At 63.9% G+C, this 21286-nt stretch carries 20 protein-coding genes and 1 tRNA gene; 7 read left to right on the top strand and 14 right to left on the bottom strand.

The features are described 5' to 3' along the window. Window positions 1–10 precede the first annotated feature (10 nt). A complete protein-coding gene (locus KRR38_RS18910) occupies window positions 11–1612 on the bottom strand; it encodes a DEAD/DEAH box helicase (RefSeq protein ID WP_217404483.1) in 1602 nt (533 codons plus the stop codon). Window positions 1613–2131: 519 nt separating this feature from the next. Between KRR38_RS18910 and KRR38_RS18915 the strand changes: the two genes are divergently transcribed. Together KRR38_RS18915 and KRR38_RS18920 are read left to right on the top strand one after the other, a co-directional pair. Continuing rightward, the gene (locus KRR38_RS18915) at window positions 2132–2923 is read left to right on the top strand and encodes a DUF4198 domain-containing protein (RefSeq protein WP_254514868.1); all 792 of its coding nucleotides are present in this window, start codon (window positions 2132–2134) and stop codon (window positions 2921–2923) included. An 18-nt stretch (window positions 2924–2941) separates the two neighbouring features. After that, window positions 2942–3139, top strand: a complete 198-nt coding sequence (locus KRR38_RS18920; protein ID WP_309141086.1) for a DUF1289 domain-containing protein — start codon at window positions 2942–2944, stop codon at window positions 3137–3139. Here KRR38_RS18920 and KRR38_RS18925 read toward each other — a convergent pair. After that, window positions 3133–3603: a pyridoxamine 5'-phosphate oxidase family protein gene (locus KRR38_RS18925; protein ID WP_217404485.1), complete on the bottom strand. Its 471-nt coding sequence runs from the start codon at window positions 3601–3603 to the stop codon at window positions 3133–3135. The two genes, KRR38_RS18920 and KRR38_RS18925, sit on opposite strands and share 7 nt — an antisense overlap. A gap of 108 nt (window positions 3604–3711) precedes the next feature. On the opposite strand from KRR38_RS18925, the gene KRR38_RS18930 reads away from it, so the two are divergent. After that, window positions 3712–5055 (top strand): dicarboxylate/amino acid:cation symporter, encoded by a 1344-nt coding sequence (locus KRR38_RS18930; protein WP_217404487.1) that lies wholly within the window; start codon window positions 3712–3714, stop codon window positions 5053–5055. Between the two features lie 7 nt (window positions 5056–5062). On the opposite strand, the gene KRR38_RS18935 is transcribed toward KRR38_RS18930, so the two are convergent. From KRR38_RS18935 to KRR38_RS18945, 3 genes are all read right to left on the bottom strand, one after another. Beyond that, window positions 5063–5578, bottom strand: a complete 516-nt coding sequence (locus KRR38_RS18935; protein ID WP_375293425.1) for a thioredoxin family protein — start codon at window positions 5576–5578, stop codon at window positions 5063–5065. Between the two features lie 71 nt (window positions 5579–5649). Continuing rightward, window positions 5650–6153, bottom strand: a complete 504-nt coding sequence (locus tag KRR38_RS18940; protein WP_217404489.1) for an MmcB family DNA repair protein — start codon at window positions 6151–6153, stop codon at window positions 5650–5652. A 76-nt stretch (window positions 6154–6229) separates the two neighbouring features. Further along, window positions 6230–6622 (bottom strand): hypothetical protein, encoded by a 393-nt coding sequence (locus tag KRR38_RS18945; RefSeq protein ID WP_217404492.1) that lies wholly within the window; start codon window positions 6620–6622, stop codon window positions 6230–6232. 114 nt (window positions 6623–6736) lie between these two features. Here KRR38_RS18945 and KRR38_RS18950 point away from each other — a divergent pair, with 114 nt between their 5' ends. The 4 genes from KRR38_RS18950 to KRR38_RS18965 all read left to right on the top strand — a co-directional run bounded on the left by KRR38_RS18950 (window position 6737) and on the right by KRR38_RS18965 (window position 10221). Continuing rightward, on the top strand, window positions 6737–8011 hold the full coding sequence (locus KRR38_RS18950) for an MFS transporter (protein ID WP_217404494.1): 1275 nt from the start codon (window positions 6737–6739) through the stop codon (window positions 8009–8011). Between the two features lie 62 nt (window positions 8012–8073). Further along, window positions 8074–8150 (top strand) — tRNA-Arg (locus KRR38_RS18955). A gap of 236 nt (window positions 8151–8386) precedes the next feature. Then, on the top strand, window positions 8387–9043 hold the full coding sequence (locus tag KRR38_RS18960; protein WP_217404496.1) for a hypothetical protein: 657 nt from the start codon (window positions 8387–8389) through the stop codon (window positions 9041–9043). Between the two features lie 560 nt (window positions 9044–9603). Continuing rightward, window positions 9604–10221 carry a PEPxxWA-CTERM sorting domain-containing protein gene (locus KRR38_RS18965; protein ID WP_254514869.1) on the top strand — a complete coding sequence of 206 codons (618 nt, stop codon included), beginning with the start codon at window positions 9604–9606 and terminating at the stop codon, window positions 10219–10221. Between the two features lie 525 nt (window positions 10222–10746). Here KRR38_RS18965 and KRR38_RS18970 read toward each other — a convergent pair. The 9 genes from KRR38_RS18970 to KRR38_RS19010 all read right to left on the bottom strand — a co-directional run bounded on the left by KRR38_RS18970 (window position 10747) and on the right by KRR38_RS19010 (window position 21285). Then, window positions 10747–13452, bottom strand: coding sequence for a TonB-dependent receptor (locus KRR38_RS18970; protein ID WP_217404498.1), 2706 nt, complete (start codon window positions 13450–13452; stop codon window positions 10747–10749). Between the two features lie 128 nt (window positions 13453–13580). Continuing rightward, a complete protein-coding gene (locus tag KRR38_RS37810) occupies window positions 13581–13907 on the bottom strand; it encodes a winged helix-turn-helix transcriptional regulator (RefSeq protein ID WP_217404500.1) in 327 nt (108 codons plus the stop codon). Window positions 13908–14793: 886 nt separating this feature from the next. Then, on the bottom strand, window positions 14794–16179 hold the full coding sequence (locus KRR38_RS18980) for an NAD(P)(+) transhydrogenase (Re/Si-specific) subunit beta (RefSeq protein WP_217404502.1): 1386 nt from the start codon (window positions 16177–16179) through the stop codon (window positions 14794–14796). A 1-nt stretch (window position 16180) separates the two neighbouring features. Next, window positions 16181–16477, bottom strand: coding sequence for an NAD(P) transhydrogenase subunit alpha (locus tag KRR38_RS18985; RefSeq protein ID WP_217404504.1), 297 nt, complete (start codon window positions 16475–16477; stop codon window positions 16181–16183). Between the two features lie 11 nt (window positions 16478–16488). Beyond that, window positions 16489–17640 carry a Re/Si-specific NAD(P)(+) transhydrogenase subunit alpha gene (locus tag KRR38_RS18990; RefSeq protein ID WP_254514870.1) on the bottom strand — a complete coding sequence of 384 codons (1152 nt, stop codon included), beginning with the start codon at window positions 17638–17640 and terminating at the stop codon, window positions 16489–16491. Between the two features lie 187 nt (window positions 17641–17827). Next, entirely contained in the window at window positions 17828–18457 is a 630-nt protein-coding gene (locus KRR38_RS18995; protein ID WP_217404506.1) for a TetR/AcrR family transcriptional regulator, read from the bottom strand. An 11-nt stretch (window positions 18458–18468) separates the two neighbouring features. Continuing rightward, the gene (locus KRR38_RS19000; protein WP_217404508.1) at window positions 18469–19194 is read right to left on the bottom strand and encodes an enoyl-CoA hydratase/isomerase family protein; all 726 of its coding nucleotides are present in this window, start codon (window positions 19192–19194) and stop codon (window positions 18469–18471) included. An 11-nt stretch (window positions 19195–19205) separates the two neighbouring features. Further along, window positions 19206–20060 carry a MaoC/PaaZ C-terminal domain-containing protein gene (locus KRR38_RS19005; RefSeq protein WP_217404510.1) on the bottom strand — a complete coding sequence of 285 codons (855 nt, stop codon included), beginning with the start codon at window positions 20058–20060 and terminating at the stop codon, window positions 19206–19208. A 4-nt stretch (window positions 20061–20064) separates the two neighbouring features. Further along, complete coding sequence (locus KRR38_RS19010) at window positions 20065–21285, bottom strand: amidohydrolase family protein (RefSeq protein WP_217404512.1); 1221 nt, start codon at window positions 21283–21285, stop codon at window positions 20065–20067. Between the last annotated feature and the right edge of the window lies 1 nt (window position 21286).

The following is a 21286-nucleotide window of genomic DNA, read 5'->3' on the forward strand; positions in this document are numbered from 1 at the left end:
GATACTCTGTTTAGCCGGCGCGGCTGCCGCGGAAGCCGCCCTGACCGCCACTACTACCGCGGCGGCGAAACTCGCGGCGCTGGCCGCCTTCGCCCTCGGGCCGAGCCGGACGGCGATCCCCTTCGGGGCGCGCCGGACGGCGATCGCCCTCGGGACGGGCGGGACGACGCTCGCCCTCAGGACGCGGCGCACGCGCTTCGACGGTACCGCGTGCTTCGTTGCCGAGCGGGTTGAACACCGGGCCGCGCTCGCCGTTGCGGTCGCGGGCGATGCGCTCGTTGCGGGCGTGCTGGTCGCGCGACTGGCCGTCGCGGCTCTGGCCGCCGCGGCTGACGTTGTTGTTGCGCCTTTCGCCGCCACGACCGCCGGGACCACCACGACCGCGCGCATCGCGCTCGTCGCGGCGGGCGTCGCGGGCCTGCTCCTCAGGCTTGCGCGACGGTGCGGGCAACTTGGCGGCTTCGGCGAGGAAGGACTCGGGCAGCGGCAGCGAGGCGAGCGTGACACGGGTCAGCCGCTCGATGTCGCGCAGGTAGGGCTTCTCGTCAGGGGCAACGAAGCTCACCGAGACGCCATCGGCGCCGGCACGCGCGGTGCGGCCGATGCGGTGGACGTACTGCTCGGGGACGTTGGGCAGCTCGAAGTTGAAGACGTGGCTGACGCCCGAGACGTCGATGCCGCGCGCGGCGATATCGGTCGCGACGAGCACCGGAGTCGAACCCTGGCGGAAAGCGCCAAGCGCGGCAGTGCGCTGCGCCTGGCTCTTGTTGCCGTGGATCGCGGCGGCGTTGACGCCGGCGGCGTTCAGGTGCCGCACGACGCGATCAGCGCCGTGCTTGGTGCGAGTGAAGACCAGCGCCCGGTCGATTTCCTGCGACTGCAGGCCCTTGCGCAGCGAGATCGTCAGCAGCGCCTGCTTCTCGGACTGGTTGATGTGGATCGCATACTGCTCGACGCGCTCGGCGGTGGTCGCCTGAGGGGCGACTTCGACGCGCACCGGGTTGTTGATGAACTGCTTGCCGAGATCGGCGATCGCCTTGGGCATCGTCGCCGAGAAGAACAGGCTCTGGCGTTCCTTGGGCAGCATGGCAGCGACACGCTTCAGCGGCACGATGAAGCCGAGGTCCATCATCTGGTCGGCTTCGTCGAGCACGAAGATCTCGACGTTGCGCAGGGTCAGCGCGCGCTGGTCGATCAAGTCGAGCAGGCGGCCGGGCGTGGCAACTAGGATGTCGGTGCCGCCGACGAGGGCGCGTGCCTGCTTGCCGACGGGCACGCCGCCGAAGATGCACTGGACCGAAAGGTTCAGGTACTTGGCATAGCCGCGCATGTTCTCGGCGATCTGGGCGGCGAGCTCACGCGTGGGCGAAAGCACCAGCATGCGGCACGAGGCGTTCTGGCGCGGCTTGGGGTTGGCGGCGAGGCGGTGCAGCGAGGGCAGTGAGAAAGCTGCGGTCTTGCCGGTGCCGGTCTGCGCGATGCCGAGGATGTCGCGGCCTTCGAGCAGCGCGGGGATCGCCTGCTGCTGAATCGGGGTGGGATCGGAATAGCCCTTGGTGCCAAGCGCGCGGAGAATGGGCTCGGCCAGACCAAGGTCGGAAAAATAGGACATGAAAGTCTCTCAGATTGAGCATGCGCGCCGGGCATCAGGCCGCGGCGCGGAGCAAGGGTTCGTTCAAAAAGCGACCCTGCGTGAAGAAGGAAGCATCAGCTTGTCGGCAACCGTAAGTCCGGGCAGGTCCTGCGCTGAAACGCTGACCTCACGCTGTCCGGGCTGCGGCGGGACAAGGCCCGCGCGCCGATTGCTGGACGGCCATCTAAGGTGCGTTGCAGCAAAACGCAAGAAAATTAGCGCAGGGTGACACAAGTGACACCCTGTAACCTGCCGGTAGGCGGTTTATCTACTTGATTATCAATACTTAATTTGGACTCTGCCATTGGCGACGTTATGGGGAGTCATAAAAAACCCGATCGGGTTTCAATGGATCTCGACGATTTCAAGGAGCGGCTGGCAGGATCGCATGAACCGCGAGGTGTAGGAAAATGCTTTTTCGAACGCGCCTCGCAGTGACTTGCAAATGATAATCATTCGCGATTATTATGTGCCTGCAACGGACAGGGGGTGCCACACATGAACATTGCGATGCGCGTAACGACGACCATGATCGCGGCCTTTACGCTATCGGTGCCGGCACTCGCCCACATGCCCTATGTCGAGCCCGGCCTGTTCGACATAGGCGAGCGCAAGGCGGTGACGATCGAGGCCTCGTTCACCGAAGACGCCTTCCGCCCCGACATCGCGATGAAGGATGCGCCTTTCGATATCACCGCCCCCGACGGAAAGGTCACCAAGCTCGGCGCGCCGACGCTGCTGACCGACCGCGCGGTGATCGAAGCGCCAGTCGCGGGCGATGGTGTCTACCGCCTCTCCTCGGGCCAGCGGCTCGGCCGCATGGGCAAGATCTTCCGCGCGGGGACCGAGTGGAAAATGGTCGGCGAGGAAGGCGCCGCGCCGGCCGGCACCGAAGTGGCCGCCGTGCAAAGCACAACGCTCGCCGACGCCTATGTCCTGCGCGGCAAGCCCACCACGCCGGGCGCATTGACCCCGCGCGGAACTGCGCTGGAGATCCACCCGCTCGCCGATCCGACCGCGCTCGGCGCGACCGCCCCAGCGCAGTTCGAGATACTCTACGACGGCAAGCCGCTCGCCGGCGCCAGCGTCGCGCTGTTCCGTGAGGCCGGACTCTACGACGGCAAGAAGGAAGTCGCCGACGTCAAGACCGACGCCGCCGGCCGCTTCTCGGTCACCCCGCCCGACGCCGGGCGCTACCTGCTGCTCGTCCGCCACCGGGCCGCGGCGCCCGCCGGATCGCCCGCGCCGTTCTACAGCTATACGGTGACGCTGGCTTTCGAAGCCGGCTAAAGTGATTTGAAATGTTTGGTGCTAGGGACGTGCAAATGTTTCTGCGTCAGCCGCCCTCCCCCCTGCATCAGCGTCTGCCGGATCGATCCGGCGACGGGCTGGTGCGAGGGCTGCGCGCGCACGCTTCAAGAAATCGCCGACTGGCCGATGCTGAGCGTACGCGAGAAGGACACGCTGTTGATCCGGCTGGCCGAGCGCACCAAGACTGCTCAGTAGAACGTACCCAGCTTGCCGTGGTCCCAGCTGACCGTGCGGAACGGGGTGAAGCGCAGCAGCACGCGCTTGGCGATCGACGCCCGGACCTGTTCGCTCATCGCGCCGCTGATGCTGCCCGAAAGCTGCGCGTCGGCATTGATCCGCGCCATGCCCGCGGCGATCTGGTCCGGGTCGGTCACGATCTCGGCATCGGCATAGGCGATCACCGACTTGAGCTCGGCATAGGTCTCGCCGCTTTCGACGAGCAAGGTCGCGCGCGGATCGCGTTCGAGATTCGTCACCTTCTGCGCCTTGCGGAAGCTGGTGATCAGGATGCGGCTTTCGTCGTCGAGCCCGTAATTCATCGGCACCGGATGCGGCATGCCGTCGGGGCCGTTGGTGACCAGGATGATCCGCCGCTGTGACAGCAGGTAGGCACGGACCTCCTCGGGCGTCATGCGGATCAGCTCACGGCGTGACGGCATTGGCTCTCCCTTCCCTCTCACGGTGGTGTATTACGTCGCCAGCCGTTTTGCTCGACAAAACCACCGCCAGGCGGGAAAGCGGAAGAGACACAGACGAAGCGGGGGTCGATGGCAGTTTTCGCGCAAGAACCGGGTCCTGCCGTGGCGCCCCCGCGATCGCAGCCCTGGTACCGCCACCTCTACGTCCAGGTGCTGATCGCCATCGCCGCCGGCGTGTTGCTCGGCCACTTCTTCCCCGCGACGGGCGAGGCGATGAAGCCGCTGGGCGACGCCTTCATCAAGGCGGTCAAGATGATCATCGCGCCGGTGATCTTCCTGACCGTGGTGACCGGCATCGCCGGCATGCGCGACCTGTCGCGCGTCGGCCGGGTCGCGGCCAAGGCCTTCGCCTATTTTCTGACCTTCTCGACCCTGGCGCTGATCGTCGGCCTGATCGTCGCCAACGTGGTTCGGCCAGGCGCCGGGCTGCATATCGATCCGGCGACGCTCGATGCCGGATCGGTCGCGCAGTACAGCAAGCAGGCGCATGAGACGACGGTGACCGGCTTCCTCCTCGCGATCATCCCCCAGACGGTGCTGTCAGGGCTGAGCGAAGGCAACGTCCTGCAGACGCTGTTCATCGCCATCCTGTTCGGGGTGAGCCTCGCCTCCGTCGGCGCGCGCGGCCAGCGCGTGCTGGCAGCGCTCGAGGAACTGGCGACGATCCTGTTCAAGCTCGTCGCGATCGTGATGAAAGCGGCGCCGATCGGTGCCTTCGGCGCGATGGCCTTCACCATCGGCGCTTTCGGCATCGGCACGCTGGCCAACCTCGCCGCGCTGGTCGCGACCTTCTATTTCACCTCGCTGCTGTTCGTCCTGGTGGTGCTGGGCAGCGTCGCCCGGCTCGCCGGCTTCTCGATCCTCAAGCTGATCTTCTACCTCAAGGACGAGCTGCTGCTGGTGCTCGGCACCTCTTCGTCGGAAAGCGCGCTGCCCTCGCTGATCGAGAAGATGGAGCGCGCGGGCTGCCCGAAGTCGGTGGTCGGCCTCGTCGTGCCGACCGGCTATTCGTTCAACCTCGACGGCACCAATATCTACATGACGCTCGCCGCGCTGTTCATCGCTCAGGCAACGGGTGTGGAGCTGACGCTGGGCCAGCAACTCCTGTTTCTTTCGGTGGCGATGCTGAGCTCGAAAGGCGCGGCCGGAGTGACCGGATCGGGCTTCATCACCCTGGCGGCGACGCTGTCGATCGTGCCAAGCGTGCCAGTCGCCGGCATGGCTCTGATCCTAGGCGTCGACCGCTTCATGTCCGAATGCCGTAGCCTGACCAATTTCATCGGCAATGCTGTGGCGACCGTGGTCGTCTCCCGCTGGGAACGCGCGCTCGACCGGGACCAGTTCGACGCTGCGCTGGCCGGCCGATTGCCGAGCGTCGATCAGCTGCCGCCGGAGATGGTCTCGGCAGAGTGAGCGCCGGTTAGACCCACTGCGCCAACCAGTCGGCCAGGGCCTGCGGGGTCATGTGCCGCGCGTCCGACAGCGCGAAGATGCGGTCGGCGTTGACCAGCCTGTCGGACCTTGGGTCAACGACGAGCAGCGCGGGCACGCCTTTCAGCCGGTCGATCCCATAGTGCCTGGCGATCTGGGTGTTCTTGTCCAGCCGGCCTATATCGACGGTGACGAACACGTAGTGCCGCCGGACAAAGGCACTGACCTCGGGGAGTGCAATGATGCCGGCCAGGACGCGGCAGTCGGGGCACCAGTTTCCGCCGAGGTCGATCAGCAGCTTCTTGCCTTCGGCCCTTGCCCGCGCCTTGGCGGCTGCGACCTGACGATCTGCGTCGGCCGCCTCGTCGTAAGGCAGCGGCAGCGGCTGGTGCAGTCCGTCGATGCTAGCGATGCTTACACGCGGGCCGGGTCCAGCGATCGCGCTCGTCGCGCCCGCGGCCAGCAAAACGGCGGCCATGGAATTGAACAGGATCTGGCGTTTCATCGGTACTCCTCGGGTCCGGCCCCCACCGCGCCACGCGGCGCCGCCGATTTGGCGCGTACCGAGGACAAATGCTAGCCCTCGATCCCCCACTGCAGCGTATGCGGGTCGGCCCCGGTGACGAGCCGGCGCAGCGAAGCGCGGGCGAGGCGTTCGGTCTCCACCTTGCGCCGCGCTGCGGCGAGCGGGACCAGCGGGGCGGGGCGCAGGATCTCGGCGTCGTAGCCGTCGGCGACGATCACGCCGCAACGCTCGGGCAGGAACATCGGCGTCTCGAGCGGGGCGCGGTCGAGCTCGGGCGGCAGGCCCCAGTAGAACCGGTCGCAATAGTCGAGATAGTCGGGCCACTTGCCATCGCCGAGCAGGTCGGCGCGGCTCACCTTGATCTCGACGATGATGATCCGGCCCTTGGCGTCGACACCCATCAGGTCCGCACGGCGGCCGCAGCGCAGCGGCATCTCGGCCAGGCACCAGGTATCGTTGCGCGCGAAGAGCCGGCAGATGCCTCGCGCCACCGCCAGCGCGCGGCGTTCTTCGCCGGATGAAGGGACTGCGAGGGGGGAATCGGATTCGGCCATGCCCCCAGCTTAAGGGAACATATAGCGAACTTGCAAGTGTGGTTAGCGAATGATGACCGCGGGATCAGTCGCCCCGTCAGTCTCTGGGAAGGACCACCGTGAGCAGGGCATCGCGCGCGGCGGTGAATTCCTGCCAGAGCGCCGCCGCCGGTACGGTCGCGTCGCCGCCGCGGCTGCGCACGGCGATCAGCGCGGCTATGCCCGGCTGCATGATCGCGGTGAGATCGTCGACGCCGTGCTCGATGAGTTCGCGGCAATAGTGCGGTGCGCCTGCAACCGCGCTGGCGAAGTCGTAAAGCTCGGCGGCTAGCGGCTGCTGCGGCACGCGGGCTAGCGCCGCGACGACCGCCGCGGCATCGTGCAGCGCGGTCCATTTGAGCGCCGTCACGTCCGCGAAATCGAGAGCGCCTGGCGCCATTCCCGCTTCGAGCGGGATCGCCGTTTCGAGGTTGATCGGAGTCGCGTCCATAGACCGATTCGCATAGAGGAACAGCCTTGCCAAATTGCTAAAATCGCCCTCCGGGGCCTTGCGCCCAGCCGCAAAGCACGATCAAACGGACCCGAAAAGAAGCCGGAGAGCAGGATGGTTACGGGCAGCACGGGATCGGGATTCGGAGAGCTGCGCCAGCATTGGCGGGTGCTCCCTCCGTGCACGCTCGGTATCATGCTCTGTTCGACCCACGGCTATTCGCTGGGGGTGATGATCCCGGCGGTAGAGCGCGAGTTCGGCTGGCCGCGCGCCGAGATCTCGATGGGCATGATGATCATCTCGATGATCGCGCTGTTCGCCGCGCCGCTCGTCGGCATGGCCACCGATCGTGTCGGCCCGCGCCGGATCGCGCTGGCCGGCATCCTGCTGTTCAGCTTCGCATTGGCCATGCTCTCTGCCGCGACCAGCCTCGTCTCGTGGTGGCTGCTCTGGGTGCTCGTGGGCGCGGGCAACATGCTGATCCTGCCCACGGTCTGGACCAAGGCGATCAACTTCTACTTCGACGCCAACCGCGGGATCGCCCTGGCGCTGGCGCTCTGCGGTACGGGCGTCGCTGCGGCCTTCGTGCCCTCGCTGACCAATGGCCTGGTCGAGCACTTCGGCTGGCGGCAGGCCTATGTCGGGCTCGGCGTGATCGGCGCGGCGGTGACTTTTCTGCCAGCCTGGTTCCTGTTCCACGTGCCGTCGGGCAACGACCAGCCGAAACCCGGCGCGGTCGCACCGCCGAAACAGATCCAGGGCGTCTCGGCCCGCGACGGCTTCGCCCAGCCGCGCTTCCTCAAGCTGGCGGGGGCCACCCTGCTGTTCTCGGTGACGATCTGCGCGCTGACCACCAACCTCGTCCCCGTCCTGCTCTCGCGCGACATGACCGCGGCGACGGCGGCGGGCATTGCCGGGCTGCTCGGCATCGGCTCGATCACGGGGCGGCTGGTCGGCGGCTTCCTGCTCGACCGCTTCGACGCGGCGAAAGTCGCGGCAGCGAGCGTGGTGATGCCGGTGGCGACCGTCCTGCTGCTGCTCGCCTTCCCGAGCACCGGCGTCGCGGCGCTGGCCTGCCTGATCCTGGGCCTCGCCGTCGGCACCGAAGTCGACTGCTGCGCCTACCTCGCCGCGCGCCACTTCGGCCTGCGCGCCTTCGGCACATTGTTCGGGACGATGAACGGGCTGATGCTGTTCGGCAACGGCATCGCGCCGGTCCTGGCCAACTACTGCTACGACGTGACCAAGAGCTACGACATCGTGCTTTGGGTGCAGATCCCCGCCTGCCTGGGCACGGCGATCCTGTTCCTCGTGCTCGGCCCTTATCCGGACCTCGACTCGGAAGAAGCCCCGCCACAGGCCGCTCTGACGGATCCGGCGACGGCTTAAATCGACCGGCACGACATTGCGCTTGGCAATCGCGCCAAGGCTCTGCTAACCGCACGCGGCCCGCACCCGTAGCTCAGCTGGATAGAGCGCTGCCCTCCGAAGGCAGAGGCCACAGGTTCGAATCCTGTCGGGTGCGCCATGATTTCAAATAGCTACATCGCCCACGCCGATTCCGCCAGGTACCAACTAGGTACCGCGCGCTTTCGGACATCTAAGTGACTTCGATCGCGCAGCGCCGAGCTACAGCGCATGGGCGGCCCTCCGCTGGCCCGATTTCGTCGTCCCACACGGGGACCCGCCCGTTATGCCTCCCCTGTCACGTCTAACTTTCCCATGTTAGCTTAACCGACCAAAGTTAGCTTCAGGGGGGCAAGAATGAAGCGCTTGATGATCGCGATGTTGGGCACATCGCTTCCACTTTCCGTCCAGGCCCAAGCGCCCATCCAGGCGACGGCCATCCAGGCGTCCACGGTACTGCCGCAAAACACGCCGGTGTATCTCACGCTGAACGACACGCTCAGCACTCGCAGCAAGCAGGTGAAGGCGGGCAACACGTTCACCCTCAGTGTCTCGCGCAACGTGCGCCTCGGCCAGTATATCGTCATCCCCCGAGGGGCGAAGGCGATCGGCACGATCACATGGCGGACCAAGAAAGGTGGATTTGGCAAGTCGGGCAAGATGGAGTTCTCGCTCGACTACATCGAAGTCGGGGACCAACGCATTCCAATCGAGGGCAAGCACCGCGAGGAAGGCGAAGGCAACTCGACCGCAACGGTTGCGACCTTCGTTTTCGTCTCCATGCTCGGATCGGGCTTCATCACCGGTCACAGCGCTGAGATCCCGGCTGGTCGCGAATTCACGGCCTGGACCAAGGAAGACGTGCCAGTTCAATTTCCTGGCGCCGATCCCGCTTCGGTGCCGGCGGCCGGCGTGGTTATGGCTGGCATGCCTGCCAACGCGCCCATGACGACTGCCGCGCCGCTGCCTCATGAATTCGGAAATCGGCACGTGAAGTGCGAGACGTGCCGCTGATCGGGGGCGCCTCAGGGGAGTTTGATGAGCACTTACACACAATGCATTTTGGTTGGTCTGGCAGCCGGGATCATCTGTTTCATGATCGGCGTGGATTTCTGGACCAGCGTATCAATTGGCTTGGGCACCTTCATGGGAGGGTGGGCGTCTTCCAGTAAATGGCGGAGCTAGCTCGCCGCATTTACATGGATTGGCGCCTGAGGCTGCAAATCTGCAGCCCATCGCATTGGAGATCCCTACGGTTGGTTCTGCATAGATGACATCCCGGACTGCCATTATAGAGCTGGGGTCGTGCGCTCGGTCGGACCCCGGAGCGCGACAGGGCCGGGCCTGCGACCAGGGGGCAGGCAGTGCTCGGCCCGCACCCCCACGCAACAAAATTGGCGCTGCTGCGCTTACCAATTAGCTGTCGTTGCCGCCGCGGTATCCCCCTGATGCTTCCGTGTCGGTGGCGGCAGTCCCGCGCAAAGTGCCATTCGCGGATTGGTCCAGGTCGGACGTTAATTTGCTCGACTAATGCCCGGCTGCCCGAAAGATGTGCTGATTCAACGGGGTTTGACATGCGAGTCGTGACGATACTGGCGGCGGCAGTCGCACTATGGGCGATGCCGGCGAGTGCGGCGGTTCTATATCCTAACATTTCGGTGAACGTCGCAGCGTTCGGCGTCGGCACAAGGATTGAATTTGCCCTGCTCGATCCGCTGCCGCCCGGCACGCAACTGAACTTTCCCAGGTTTAATCAATACGCCTCGTACAAATTGGTTTGGGCCGGTGATCACACCACCTCCGCAGAGTACACTCCCTTGTTTAATTATGAATTCGTAACTCGGATTGTTGAGCAGACACCAACCAGCTTCATAATTGATTACGGCGCAACCGGAGACTATGCAGATTGTGGTCCATCATCTGTAATAGGCGAAGTCTGCGGGTTTGTGCACGAGGGATTTTCAAATTCTTCTAACTACCCGGTCACGACTCCCGACTTCAGCCAAACACTAAACATACCATTGCGCTACACACTTATCACGCGCACCGGAGCTGAATATAATCCGACGATTATGCCACCCGAAGCCGTACCAGAGCCGGCGACATGGGCGCTGATGATCATGGGAATCGGACTTGCGGGAAGTGCGATGCGGCGCCGGCAGCGTCACGCGGTAAGCTATAAGTTTGTCTGATTGCTTATGTCCGACCCTTATCGGCATCGCTAAGCTGCGCGCAGCCGATGAAGAGCGATCTATCATGCGATGGACCAGGCATGCATATCGTGGCCGATCAACGACCGCGGTGAGATGCTGTAAGCATTCAACCGTGTGCTGGAGTGCGACTAGCCTCGGATTAAGGGAACAACGGCGCCATCGGTGCGCTTCATCGCCAAGGAGTAAGGCGATGTCAGATGAGAAAGGGGCTGGAAGGCCAAAGCCAGCCGAGCACGACACAGAGCCCAAAAAATCCCAACGTACCGAAAGAGCAGAAACGTCAGGACGAAGGTCAGCAGTCGGCTTGCTGCAAATGCCCTACCACCGACGAATTGCGCGGCTTGTTCCCGGCACTAGGCGGAAGACAGCTTCGTGGATTACCGGACGCGCGCGCAGCGTGAATGCCGGAAATGTCGGCGGAGATCTCGAGGAAGCGGCGGTGCTGTCACAACATGACCTGGACCTCGCCCGCAGTTCCTTGGCGCTGCGAGCGAGGCCTTGTTCCTATTGGCCGAAATTATAGCGCAGTCGCACCCCGTAGAAGCGCGGCTGGTTGAGCAGGATTTCGGCAACACCCGCCGAGTTCCAGCCGCCGCCGTTGGCAACCGTGTATCTTTCCTTGGTCAGGTTGGTGACGAAGAACGCAGCGTCGACGGTCGAGCCAGCGATGCCCTTCCAGTCGAGGTTGAGATTCACCAGGTCGTTCGCCGGCGTGAAGCCGACCGGGATGCCGTTTACGAAGGCCGGGACCGAGTAGTCGTTGACCGAGCTCGAGGTGTGCACCCAGGTCGCGCCGAAGCTGATCTTGCCGATGCTTTCGTCGAGCGGCAGCGTGTAGTTGGCCGTGACGGTCAAACGATGCTTCGGCGTATTTGAGAAGGGCGAGCCGACGATCGAGGTCGGGATGATCCGGTCGAACGGCGAGCCCACGATAAGCTGACCCAGCTCCGAACCGTCGCCACGGACCGCCGCGGTGCCGCCCGCGGTGATCTTGGTATCCAGGTAGGTGTAGCCCAGATCGAAGCGCAGGCTTTCGAAGAAGGTCGCCGAAGCATCGACTTCCGCGCCATAGATGCGCGACTTACCGGCGTTGATCACCGCATTGCCGCCCGCGACGCCCAGCGCCGCATTGACCGCATCGGCGACGAGACCGGCGAAGACCTGCTGGTTCGAGATCTTGTTGTAGAAACCGGCGAGATTCAGATAGCCGCTGACCGCCCCGCGGAAAGTCGCCTTGGCGCCGACTTCGAAGTTGTCGGTCTTTTCAGGATTCCAGCGCTCGACGCCCGGGTTGGTGAAGTTCAGGCCGCCTTGGCGGTAGCCACGGGCATACTTGGCATAGAACAACAGATCCGGCGTCGGCTTGAAGTCAAGGTCGATCACCCAGGTGGGCTTGCTCGACTTGTTGGTCAGCGTGGTGGTGCAGACACTACGGTCGGCCGCCGGCGGATTGGCGATGACCTTGGGGTCGGCGTTCGGGCCCACGCGGTTGTGACGCAACGAGTCGGTGCAGGCACGGGCGATATTCACGCCGCTGACCGGGTCGGCAAAGAGCGGTCCGGTCGTGGCGTTGGCGGAAAAGCCCGCGCGAGTGCCGTTGGTCAGGCCGACGATCTTGTCGAAGGTGTAACGGATGCCACCGGTCAGCGCGAGCTGGTCGGTGAAGTTGTAGGTCGCCTGGCTGAAGACGCCATGGTTGTCGAAGTTCAGCTTGGTCGACGATTCCGAGATCGAGCCGAACAGCAGCGGGTTCGTACAGGCCAGGTTCTGCGGGCGCGTGCAGTTCAGGAAGATGCCCGTGCGGCCGGCGCTGAATCCGGTCGGCCGCGCAAATTCAAGATAGCCGCCCATGACGAAGTTGAGCTTTTCCCAGCTACCCTGGATCTGCAGTTCCTCGGTGAAGCTGCCCTGCGCAGCATTGGCCGAATTGTCGCCGGCAGTGTCCAGCACGATACGGCCGTAAGCCGTGCCGTTCGGGGCAACGACGTTGGGCAACTGTGGGCTGATGCGGCGCAGGTTGAAGCCGGTTACCCCGACCTGACCGGTGAGAGTGGCGCCGACGTCCCGGCCATTGACTACGAAATTGGCGCTACCGAGGTCGAAGTTCGCGCGTTCCTGGAATTCGCCGTAGCTGGCGATGTTCTTGATCGTGATGTGGTCGCTGGCCTTCCACGTCGTCGTGTTGATGACTTGCCACTGCGTGATATCGAGGAACGGGTTCGCGTTGCTCGTCTCGATGTCATAGAGACTGTCGCCGCGGGTATTCTGGCGTGCAAGCTGGACGAGGCAGGACGTCGCTTGAAGGTCACGTGTGCCGCTATAGCCGGCGGTCCCCACATTGATGTTCAGCGGGCTGATCGGCGAGGTCGGCGTGGCGCATCCAACGATGCGCGAAGCATAACCGTTGGTGGTCGACTTCGAATAGTGGAAGATCGTGTAGTTCTCGAGGTCCGGCGTCAGATCGGCGACGAGGCTGATACGGCCGTAGAAGTAATCGAGATCGTTGTAGGCGTCGGGACCGACGCGGTTTCCGGCAGCGTTGGCGGCCAGGTTCTTCATGTAGCCGTCGCGCTTGTTGCGGTCGATCGAGAGGCGGACCTTGAAGGTATCGGCCAGCGGAATGTTGATCGCCGCTTCGACGCGCTTCTCGTCGTAGTTGCCGTAGGTGCCCTGGACATAGCCTTCCAGGTTATCGCCGGGCTTTTTCGGCGTCAGCAGAATCGCGCCGCCCGTCGTGTTGCGGCCGAACAGGGTGCCCTGCGGCCCCTTGAGGACCTGAACGTTCTGCAGATCGGTGAAGGCGCCGGCAGGGACCGAGTTGCCCGAGGTCGTGCCGCCCTGGGCGCGCACGCCGACGACTTCGGCAAAGTACAGGCCGACGGTCGGCGCGGTCGAGGCGTCCTGGTTGAAACCGCGGATGTTGAAGGCGGACTTTTCGGGGCCGTAGCGCTGGTTGATCGAAAGCGACGGCGTGTAGGCCGCAAGATCGGCCGCGACCGCAATGTTGCGCTTGGTCAGCTGATCCTGGTTGAACACGGTGATCGAGATCGGCACGTCCTGCAGGCGCTGTTCGATGCGCTGGGCGGTGACGATGATGTCACCGGTGCCGCTGTCATCGACTTTGCTCTGGGCCATGGCCGGGCTGAGCGCGGCAGTGCCGGCGAAAGCTGCGCCGACCAGCAAGCTCGATCTGATCGAAATGGTATTCATATTTTCCCTCCCCGATTTATTGTATAGCGCCCTCACATCCAGAAATATTCCATTGTCCAACACATATATTTGTTTATAAAATTATGTTCTTGCCATTAATTTCTTAGGAATATTAATGGAAATGCATTTTATGGAGCACGCCTCATATCGCATAAATTTTTCATTTCATTGAATTCTTTGGCGTCTTTTCCCTGAAAATTACCACAATAAGATGGAAAAATTCGAGCAGCAACAAGGCTTATGGTGTTAAATACTGGTCCTATGGAATAGGATTTATCATTCAATCGCGTAATGTACCCGACGTCCGTGAGACCGGTCAAAATCATATGGCAGGTTGATCTGCTAAAATTCACCTGCTTGGCAATTTCGACATAAGAAAAAGATCTATCACCATTGTCCGATAAGAAATTGAGAATTTTCGAAACCCTATGGACTCCAGGATGTAACTTTGACATTTTACATCCTCCAGTTACGCCATATATCCTCTCTGCTCTATGTATGCCGTGCGCTTTTCCAGTATCTCATAGTTCAAGATTTCCGAGAACCAGATAGGCAAAGTTATCTGATAATATTCTTATATGGATTCGCCGACTATCGAATCGGAAAACCAACACAATTCAGGCGTGCACAAACGCCACCGCTTTATGGTGAAAATAAATATTATTTGTGATTGCCTATGGTTTTAGGAAATCCGCCAAATCGCCCCTCCACGATATCCCGAATGCTGGAGAGAGAATCTCGACAACACTGGGATAGTCACCCCGACAATGACTTTATAGTGTAGCAATATATTCTATTGTTCAACCCAAATGTACTAATCAAACTTAGCTTATTAAATTACTGACCAATATTATCTTTTTGCATTCTGTCTTTTTGCGCACACAGGCGGATAGGGGCACACATACGATCGTGCCTTTCAGTCATAAGACGACACCGACGGCGATTTCCGCAGCCACTGGCTAAACAAAGCCGCATGGCGTTGCGCGACCGGTAGGCTGCATCGCGTGCACACGCAGGACGCAACGCGAGGTGGGGCCGAAGCCGCCGGCTTTCGATCGATGCCCCCGGAAATCGCCTAGTAGGACGAATCCGGCTGCGCACGGCTCAAGAAGTTCCTGCCGCTGCGAACCGTCGAGGCGCGGCTCGCCTTCGCCAAGTCGAAGATGGGCGATGACGGCTCGATCGGCCCGATGCCGAGAACGGGACCATGGCCTTCCGCAATGGCTCGCACCGCCAAGGCGTTACGGGCGACTACCGCACCTAAGGCGACGACAACCTGCCCGACGCCCCTCGGAGTCCTAGACGAGACGCAGTTTCACCGGATCGCCTAGCCACGCATCCTCAGAGCTCCTGCAGCTCCTTCACGAGCTGCTCGGCCATCTTCTTGGCATCGCCGAACAGCATCTGGGTGTTCTCGTTGAAGTAGATCGGGTTATCGATCCCGGCGAAGCCCGCGGCCATGCCGCGCTTGACGATCATCACCGTCCTGGCCTTGTCGGCCTCGATGATCGGCATGCCGGCGATGACGCTATTGGGGTCGTCGCGCGCGGCTGGATTGATCGTGTCGTTGGCGCCGATGACCAGGGCGACGTCGGTCTGCGGCATCTCGGGGTTGATGTCCTCGAGCTCGACCAGCTTGTCGTAGGGCACGTCGGCCTCGGCCAGCAGCACGTTCATGTGCCCAGGCATGCGGCCCGCGACCGGATGGATCGCGAACTTCACGTCGACGCCCATTTCCTCGAGGTGCTCGTAGAGCTCGGCGACGCGGTGCTGCGCCTGGGCGACGGCCATGCCGTAGCCCGGGATGATCACCACCGAGCTTGCCAGTTCGAGCACGGGCGCGGCCTCCTCGGCGCTCATCGAGCGGACCGGGCGCTCCTCGACCTTGCCGGCGGGGCCCGCGGCAAGCTGGCCGAAGCCGCCGAACAGCACGTTGGAGAACGAGCGGTTCATCGCCTTGCACATGATGACGGCAAGGATGAAGCCCGAAGTGCCGTCGAGCGCGCCGACGATGATGAGCAGCTTGTTGTCGAGCGCGAAGCCCATCGCCGAGGCGGCGAGGCCGGCGTAGGAATTGAGCAGCGCGATCACCGTAGGCATGTCGGCCCCGCCGATCGGGATGACCAGCAGCACGCCGAACAGCAGCGCCAGGGCGATGAACAGCGGGAAAAGCTGGCTCGAAGTCGGCACGAAGATCAGCATTCCGGCGCAGCCGAGCGCCGCGGCGAAGATGAGCACGTTGAGCACGCGCTGGCCGGCAAACATGATCGGCCGTGTCGGCATGATCTCCTGCAGCTTGGCAAAAGCGATGACCGAGGCCGTGCAGGTCAAGAAACCGAGCAGCATCTCGAGCATCAAGGCCCAGAGCACGAAGCTCCCTGCCGGCAATGTCGGCGCGAGCTTGTAGTATTCGGCCGCACCGATCAGGCCGACCGCGAGCGCACCGAAGGCGTGACTGATCGCGGTCCGCTGCGGGATCGCGGTCATCGGCATGAGATAGGCCATCGGCGCGCCCACCGCCGTGCCGATCAGCATGGCGATCAGCACGAGGTCATAGCTGACCACGTCGTGCCGGATCAGCGTACCGACCACGGCGAGCAGCATGCCCACTTCGCCGCAGCGCACGGCGCGCCGCGCAGTCTTGGGGCTGCTCATCCACATCAGCGCGAGGACGAACAGCGCGGAGGCGGCGAGGTACGCGCCCTGGACGATCAGTTCGGTGTCCATCCTACTCGCCCTTCCTGCGGAACATCTTGAGCATGCGGTCGGTGATCAGCAGGCCCGAGACCGCATTGATCGTCGCCGCGGTGACCGCGATGAAGCCCAGCGTCTTGGCCAGCGGCGTCGCGTCGGCCGCGCCGGTAATGGTGATGGCGCCGACGATCACGACCGCGGCGATGGCGTTGGTCAGGCTCATCAGCGGCGAGTGCAGCAGCGGCGAGACGCGCTTGATCAGCTGGAAGCCAAGGAAGGCGGCCAGCATGAACACGAACAGCAGGTCCGTGGTGGAGGATGCTTGGTGCATGAACGCGCTCCTCAGGCGTTGCCAGGCTGGTCTTGCAGCCGTTCGTTGACGATCCGGCCGCCTTGCGTGAGGCGGACCGCGCGGGTGATCTCGTCCTCGTCGGGCAGGACCGGCCGCCCGGCCTCCTTGCTCCAGAAGGCCGAGAGGAAGTTGTAGAGGTTGCGCGAGAACAGCGCCGAGGCGTCGGCCGCCAAGCGCGAAGGCACGTTGCGGTGCGCGACGATCAGCACGCCGTGGCGCTCGGTCACTTCGCCCAGGACCGCGCCCTCGACATTGCCGCCCTGCTCGGCCGCGAGATCGACGATCACACTGCCCGGCTTCATCGTGGCGATCTGCGCGTCGGTGATCAGGCGCGGCGCGGGCTTGCCCGGGATCAGCGCCGTGGTGATGACGATGTCCTGCTTGGCGATGTGCGACGAGACCAGCTCGGCCTGGGCCTGCTGGTATTCCGCCGACATCTCGCTGGCATAGCCGCCCGTGCCCTCGCCCTCGATGCCGGCGACGTTCTCGACGAAGATCGGCTTGGCGCCGAGCGACTGGATCTGCTCCTTCGTGGCCGAGCGAACGTCGGTGGCGGAGACCTGCGCGCCCAGCCGCCGCGCCGTGGCGATCGCCTGGAGGCCGGCAACGCCGACGCCCATCACGAAGACGCGCGCCGCGGCGATCGTGCCCGCCGCAGTCATCATCATCGGGAAGGCACGGCCGAATTCGTGGGCCGCGTCGAGCACCGCGCGGTACCCGGCGAGGTTCGACTGCGAGGACAGCGTATCCATCGACTGCGCACGCGTGATGCGCGGCATGAATTCCATCGCCAGCGCCTCGATGCCGAGGGCGGCGTAACCCTCGATCCGGGCGCGGTCGGCATAGGGATCGAGATTGCCGACGAGCCAAGCGCCGGGCTTGATGCCCGCCAGCGAAGTGGGTGCTGGCCCCTGGATCGACAGCACGATATCGGCCTCGCCCAGCACGCTGGCCCGATCGGCAATGGCGGCGCCCGCCTCGGCATAGGCCGCATCCGCGATCGAGGCGCTCTCACCGGCACCCGCTTCGACCGAAACCACCGCGCCCAGCGCGATGAACTTCTTCACCGTCTCCGGCGTCGCAGCAACGCGCCGCTCGGCTACTGCGCTCTCGCGCAGCACGGTAACGTGAATCGATGACATCGTCGGAATCCCCATTCATGCCCGCGCGCTTTGCCGCATGTCGCCGCGCGCGCGTACTGATCGTACTGCCAGTTCTGTGCTTCCCGCTCAGGGCAGCGGGGGCATGTTGTCCGGATCGAGCTTCAAATCAATCAGAATAGGACGATCACGCCTGGCGATCGCCGCGGGCGCGATCTCCACTTCGGCCTCACAAATGCCGAACGCCGGCCAGGATTACCGCGGCCCTCCGCCTCAGCGTGCCAGGCAAGTCGAACTCTTCGGCAATGCTCCACTTCGCGATCGCGCCCATGGCGATCGAGGAAATCAGTTCCGCGATTTCGAGCGAGCCGAGAGTCCTGGGCAGTTCGGCGGCTTCCTGTGCATGCGCGATGACGACCGAAAAGGCGCGTGTCATGCCGCCGGCGGCGGAGTCGCGGGCCAGGCTCTCGGGCGCCTGGTCGCGGATCTGCAACATTCGCCGCACCGCCGCCTTGGGCGATCGGGCAACCATCTCGCCAAGCTGCCGCATGATCTCGTCGATGACTTCAGCCACCGGCTGCCCGGTCATCAACGAACGCAGCGACAGCTCGTGGATCTGCTCTGCCGTGGTCCAGGCGATCTCGCGGAGGATGTCCTCCTTCTTGGGGAAGTAGTAGTAGACGCTCGCACGCGAAAGGCCTGCGCTTTCCGCGATTTCATCGACCGTCGTGGTTTCGAACCCTTCGTCGAAGCCGCGCTGGCTCCACAGCTTGAGCGCAGCGCTGACGATGTTCTTGCGCGTCGCGCGCGAACGCTCCTGCGTCAGCTTGGCGGCGGGGAGGGGGCGGGAGACGGCCATTCGCGGGCACCCTAGGTGAGATTGTGCCCGACTGCGAGCGCCAGCGTGTGAAGCTGCTCGACGTCATAAGCGTCGACCGGGCGGAACGGCTCGCTCTGGTTGAACGAATACTTGCTGTGGCGCGTCACGTTCGCCGGCCGGGCGGCAATGATTCGCGCGACACGATCGACCTCGGCATCGAGCCGATCGTCGGAGACCACGCGAATCCCGGCGCCCAGCGCGACGAGATCGGACACGGGCACGAGGTCCGCGGTCCACGTCAGATAGCGCATCGCCTGTTCGGACATCATCCGCCGCAGCATCCCCGCACCGCCGACCGCGCCGACCTTGATCTCGAACTGACCGAAGCGGGCGTTCTCCGAAGCGATCGCGAAGTCGGCGAGGCATGCGTAAAGAAAGCCCGCACCCACCGCGATACCGCGGACCTTGGCGATCACCGGCACCTTGCACTCGTGCATCACGCGGAAGACCTCGCGGCCGAGCTGCATGCCGTAATGCGGGATCGCGGGAGGCAGCGTGGCCGAGCTGGGCCGCTCCTCCTTCACGTCCATGCCGGCAGAGAAGAACTTCTCGCTAGTGCTTTCGAGCACGACGACGCGCGTTTCCCAGTCCTCGCTGGCTTCGATGAAAGCCGCCTTCACCGCGTGCATCATGTCATAGTTGATCGCGTTCGCCGGCGGGCGGTTGAGCGCGATCGTGCGGATACCATCGGCATCGCGCCTGGACTCGACGATCATGTCCTCTCCTGTCATTCGCCTATCTCGCAGCGGCCGTTGCGGAAGATCGTCGCGCCGCGTTCGGCCGCCTCGCATTCGAACGAAATCACCGATCCGTCCCGCCAGCTCTTCGTCACCAGCGTCTCGCCGGGGAAGAAGGGTGCGGCGAAGCGCACGTCGAAGCTGCGGATCAGGGCCGGATCGTTGCCGCACCAGTCCTGCATGATCGCGCGCGCGGCGAAGCCATAGGTACACAGGCCATGGAGCAGCGGCTGTTCGAAGCCCACGGTCTTGGCGACGACCGGGTCGATGTGCAGCGGATTGGCGTCCCTGATCGCATAGCGATAGAGCGCCGCCTGGTTCGCCGGCACATGCTGGCGCCGTTCCTTGTCGGGCGCGCGCTGCGGGATCGCGTGGATCGGGAACGGATCCTCGTTCGGTCCGCCGAAACCGCCGTCGCCGCGGCAATAGAGCGTCAGCACGACGGTGGCGCAGGTCTCGCCCGTCGCCGCATCGGCGATCGTGTGCTCGGCATAGACGACTGCGCCTTTCTCCGCGCCCTTGTCCGAGACGCCGAGCACGCGGCTGGAACTGCGCACGCGCCCCGCGGGCGGCAACGGCGCGTGGATGCGCAGGCGCTGCTCGCTGTGCACGACCTTGCGGAAGTTGATCTCGGCGCGGCCAAACAGATCGCCCGAGGAATCGAGCAGGGTCGTGGCGAAAGTCGGCAGGACGCGCAGGTCCTTCTCGTAGACGAGGCGCAGGTCGTCCGCGCCGAGTTCGTCGAGCCCCGCGCCGACGCCCAGCGCATAGATGATCGCATCCTGCTCGGTATAGGCGAGCTCCGCCGGGCCAGAGGTCAGCGAAAGGATTTCGGGATAGATCACCGCCTCAGTTCCAGATGCCGATGACGCGGGCGAGGTTCTCGCCCATCACGCCGCGCGTGGCTGCCTCGCCCAGGACGGGCTCGATCTTGTTCGCATAGGTCGCGGGATGGGCGAGGCCCTCCGGGTGCGGATAGTCCGAGCCGAGGATGATATGGTCGGTCGGCAGCACGGCGGCGAGTTGGGTAACGTCCTCTTCAGGGAACGGCGTGACATAGAGATGCTGCTTGAGGATCGCGCTGGGCAGGTCGTGCAGCTTGGGCGCGAGCTTGGAGCCGCGCCCCGACTGGTAGGCCTTGTCCATCTGCTTGAACAGATCGGCCACCCAGAACGAACCGCCTTCGACCGCCATAACGTTGACCTTGGGGAAGCGGGTGAACAGGCCGTGGAAGGTCAGCGCCGCCATCGTGTCCATCATCGGCCGCGCGCCGGTGCCGAGGTAGGACTGCATCGGCGTGATCTCGGTATAGGTCGGATCGCCCTTCTCGCCCCAGTGCACCGAGACGAGCTGGTGGTACTGGCTGAACGAGGAATGGAACGCGACGGGCACCCTGGCCTCGTTCAGCCGCGCCCAGAACGGATCGAAATGCTCCGAGGCCGGCGAGCGGCCGAACACCGGCCCCGTGCGCAGATGCACCGCGCGGGCGCCTAGCCGAAGTACGCGGTCGAGCTCCTTCACCGCCTCGTCGAGATCGAGCAGCGACAGCAGCGGCACCGAGAACAGGCGGTTCTCGGTGGCATAGCCCCAGTCGTCCTCGAGCCAGCGGTTGAAGGCATGGAGGTTGGCATAGGTCGCGCCGATGTTGCTGGCGAGCTGCTGCTCGATCATCACCGCGAGGCTCGGATAGAGCATCGCCGCGTCGATCCCCTCGCGGTCCATGAATTCGAGACGCTTGCCCACGTCGATCGAGTCCGGCAGTTCCTCGGCGCGCATCCGGTTCCGGACATTGAACTCGGCCATGCCCATGTCGGCATTGGGATCGCGAAACATCTCGAGGATGGACTCGGGCGGGGCGATGAAGTCCTGCGGGTGGACCGAGTTCGAGCGCAGCCGCTCGTTGCCGACCATCACGTAGTTGCGGCCGTTCTCGGCACGCTCGACGTGGATCGCCCAGTCGGCCCAGGCCGGGTCGATGTGGCGGGTAAAGCTGTCGTAGCTCTCGTAGTAGTGGTTGTCGCCGTCGAAGACCCGGTAGCGACCAGGGGCGTTGAGCGTGGCTTCGATCATC

Origin of the sequence: Novosphingobium sp. G106 (genome assembly GCF_019075875.1) — a bacterium.
Lineage (GTDB): Bacteria > Pseudomonadota > Alphaproteobacteria > Sphingomonadales > Sphingomonadaceae > Novosphingobium.

Bases quoted from the DNA above. Each gene is read 5' to 3' on its own strand.
- KRR38_RS18915 (WP_254514868.1), top strand. From the start codon at position 2,132: ATGAACATTGCGATGCGCGTAACGACGACCATGATCGCGGCCTTTACG.
- KRR38_RS18985 (WP_217404504.1), bottom strand. From the start codon at position 16,477: ATGCACCAAGCATCCTCCACCACGGACCTGCTGTTCGTGTTCATGCTG.
- KRR38_RS18965 (WP_254514869.1), top strand. From the start codon at position 9,604: ATGCGAGTCGTGACGATACTGGCGGCGGCAGTCGCACTATGGGCGATG.
- KRR38_RS18925 (WP_217404485.1), bottom strand. From the start codon at position 3,603: ATGCCGTCACGCCGTGAGCTGATCCGCATGACGCCCGAGGAGGTCCGT.
- KRR38_RS19000 (WP_217404508.1), bottom strand. From the start codon at position 19,194: ATGATCGTCGAGTCCAGGCGCGATGCCGATGGTATCCGCACGATCGCG.
- KRR38_RS37810 (WP_217404500.1), bottom strand. From the start codon at position 13,907: ATGTCAAAGTTACATCCTGGAGTCCATAGGGTTTCGAAAATTCTCAAT.
- KRR38_RS18980 (WP_217404502.1), bottom strand. From the start codon at position 16,179: ATGGACACCGAACTGATCGTCCAGGGCGCGTACCTCGCCGCCTCCGCG.
- KRR38_RS18950 (WP_217404494.1), top strand. From the start codon at position 6,737: ATGGTTACGGGCAGCACGGGATCGGGATTCGGAGAGCTGCGCCAGCAT.
- KRR38_RS18990 (WP_254514870.1), bottom strand. From the start codon at position 17,640: ATGTCATCGATTCACGTTACCGTGCTGCGCGAGAGCGCAGTAGCCGAG.
- KRR38_RS18940 (WP_217404489.1), bottom strand. From the start codon at position 6,153: ATGGCCGAATCCGATTCCCCCCTCGCAGTCCCTTCATCCGGCGAAGAA.
- KRR38_RS18910 (WP_217404483.1), bottom strand. From the start codon at position 1,612: ATGTCCTATTTTTCCGACCTTGGTCTGGCCGAGCCCATTCTCCGCGCG.
- KRR38_RS18930 (WP_217404487.1), top strand. From the start codon at position 3,712: ATGGCAGTTTTCGCGCAAGAACCGGGTCCTGCCGTGGCGCCCCCGCGA.
- KRR38_RS19010 (WP_217404512.1), bottom strand. From the start codon at position 21,285: ATGATCGAAGCCACGCTCAACGCCCCTGGTCGCTACCGGGTCTTCGAC.
- KRR38_RS18935 (WP_375293425.1), bottom strand. From the start codon at position 5,578: ATGAAACGCCAGATCCTGTTCAATTCCATGGCCGCCGTTTTGCTGGCC.
- KRR38_RS18960 (WP_217404496.1), top strand. From the start codon at position 8,387: ATGAAGCGCTTGATGATCGCGATGTTGGGCACATCGCTTCCACTTTCC.
- KRR38_RS18945 (WP_217404492.1), bottom strand. From the start codon at position 6,622: ATGGACGCGACTCCGATCAACCTCGAAACGGCGATCCCGCTCGAAGCG.
- KRR38_RS18995 (WP_217404506.1), bottom strand. From the start codon at position 18,457: ATGGCCGTCTCCCGCCCCCTCCCCGCCGCCAAGCTGACGCAGGAGCGT.
- KRR38_RS18970 (WP_217404498.1), bottom strand. From the start codon at position 13,452: ATGAATACCATTTCGATCAGATCGAGCTTGCTGGTCGGCGCAGCTTTC.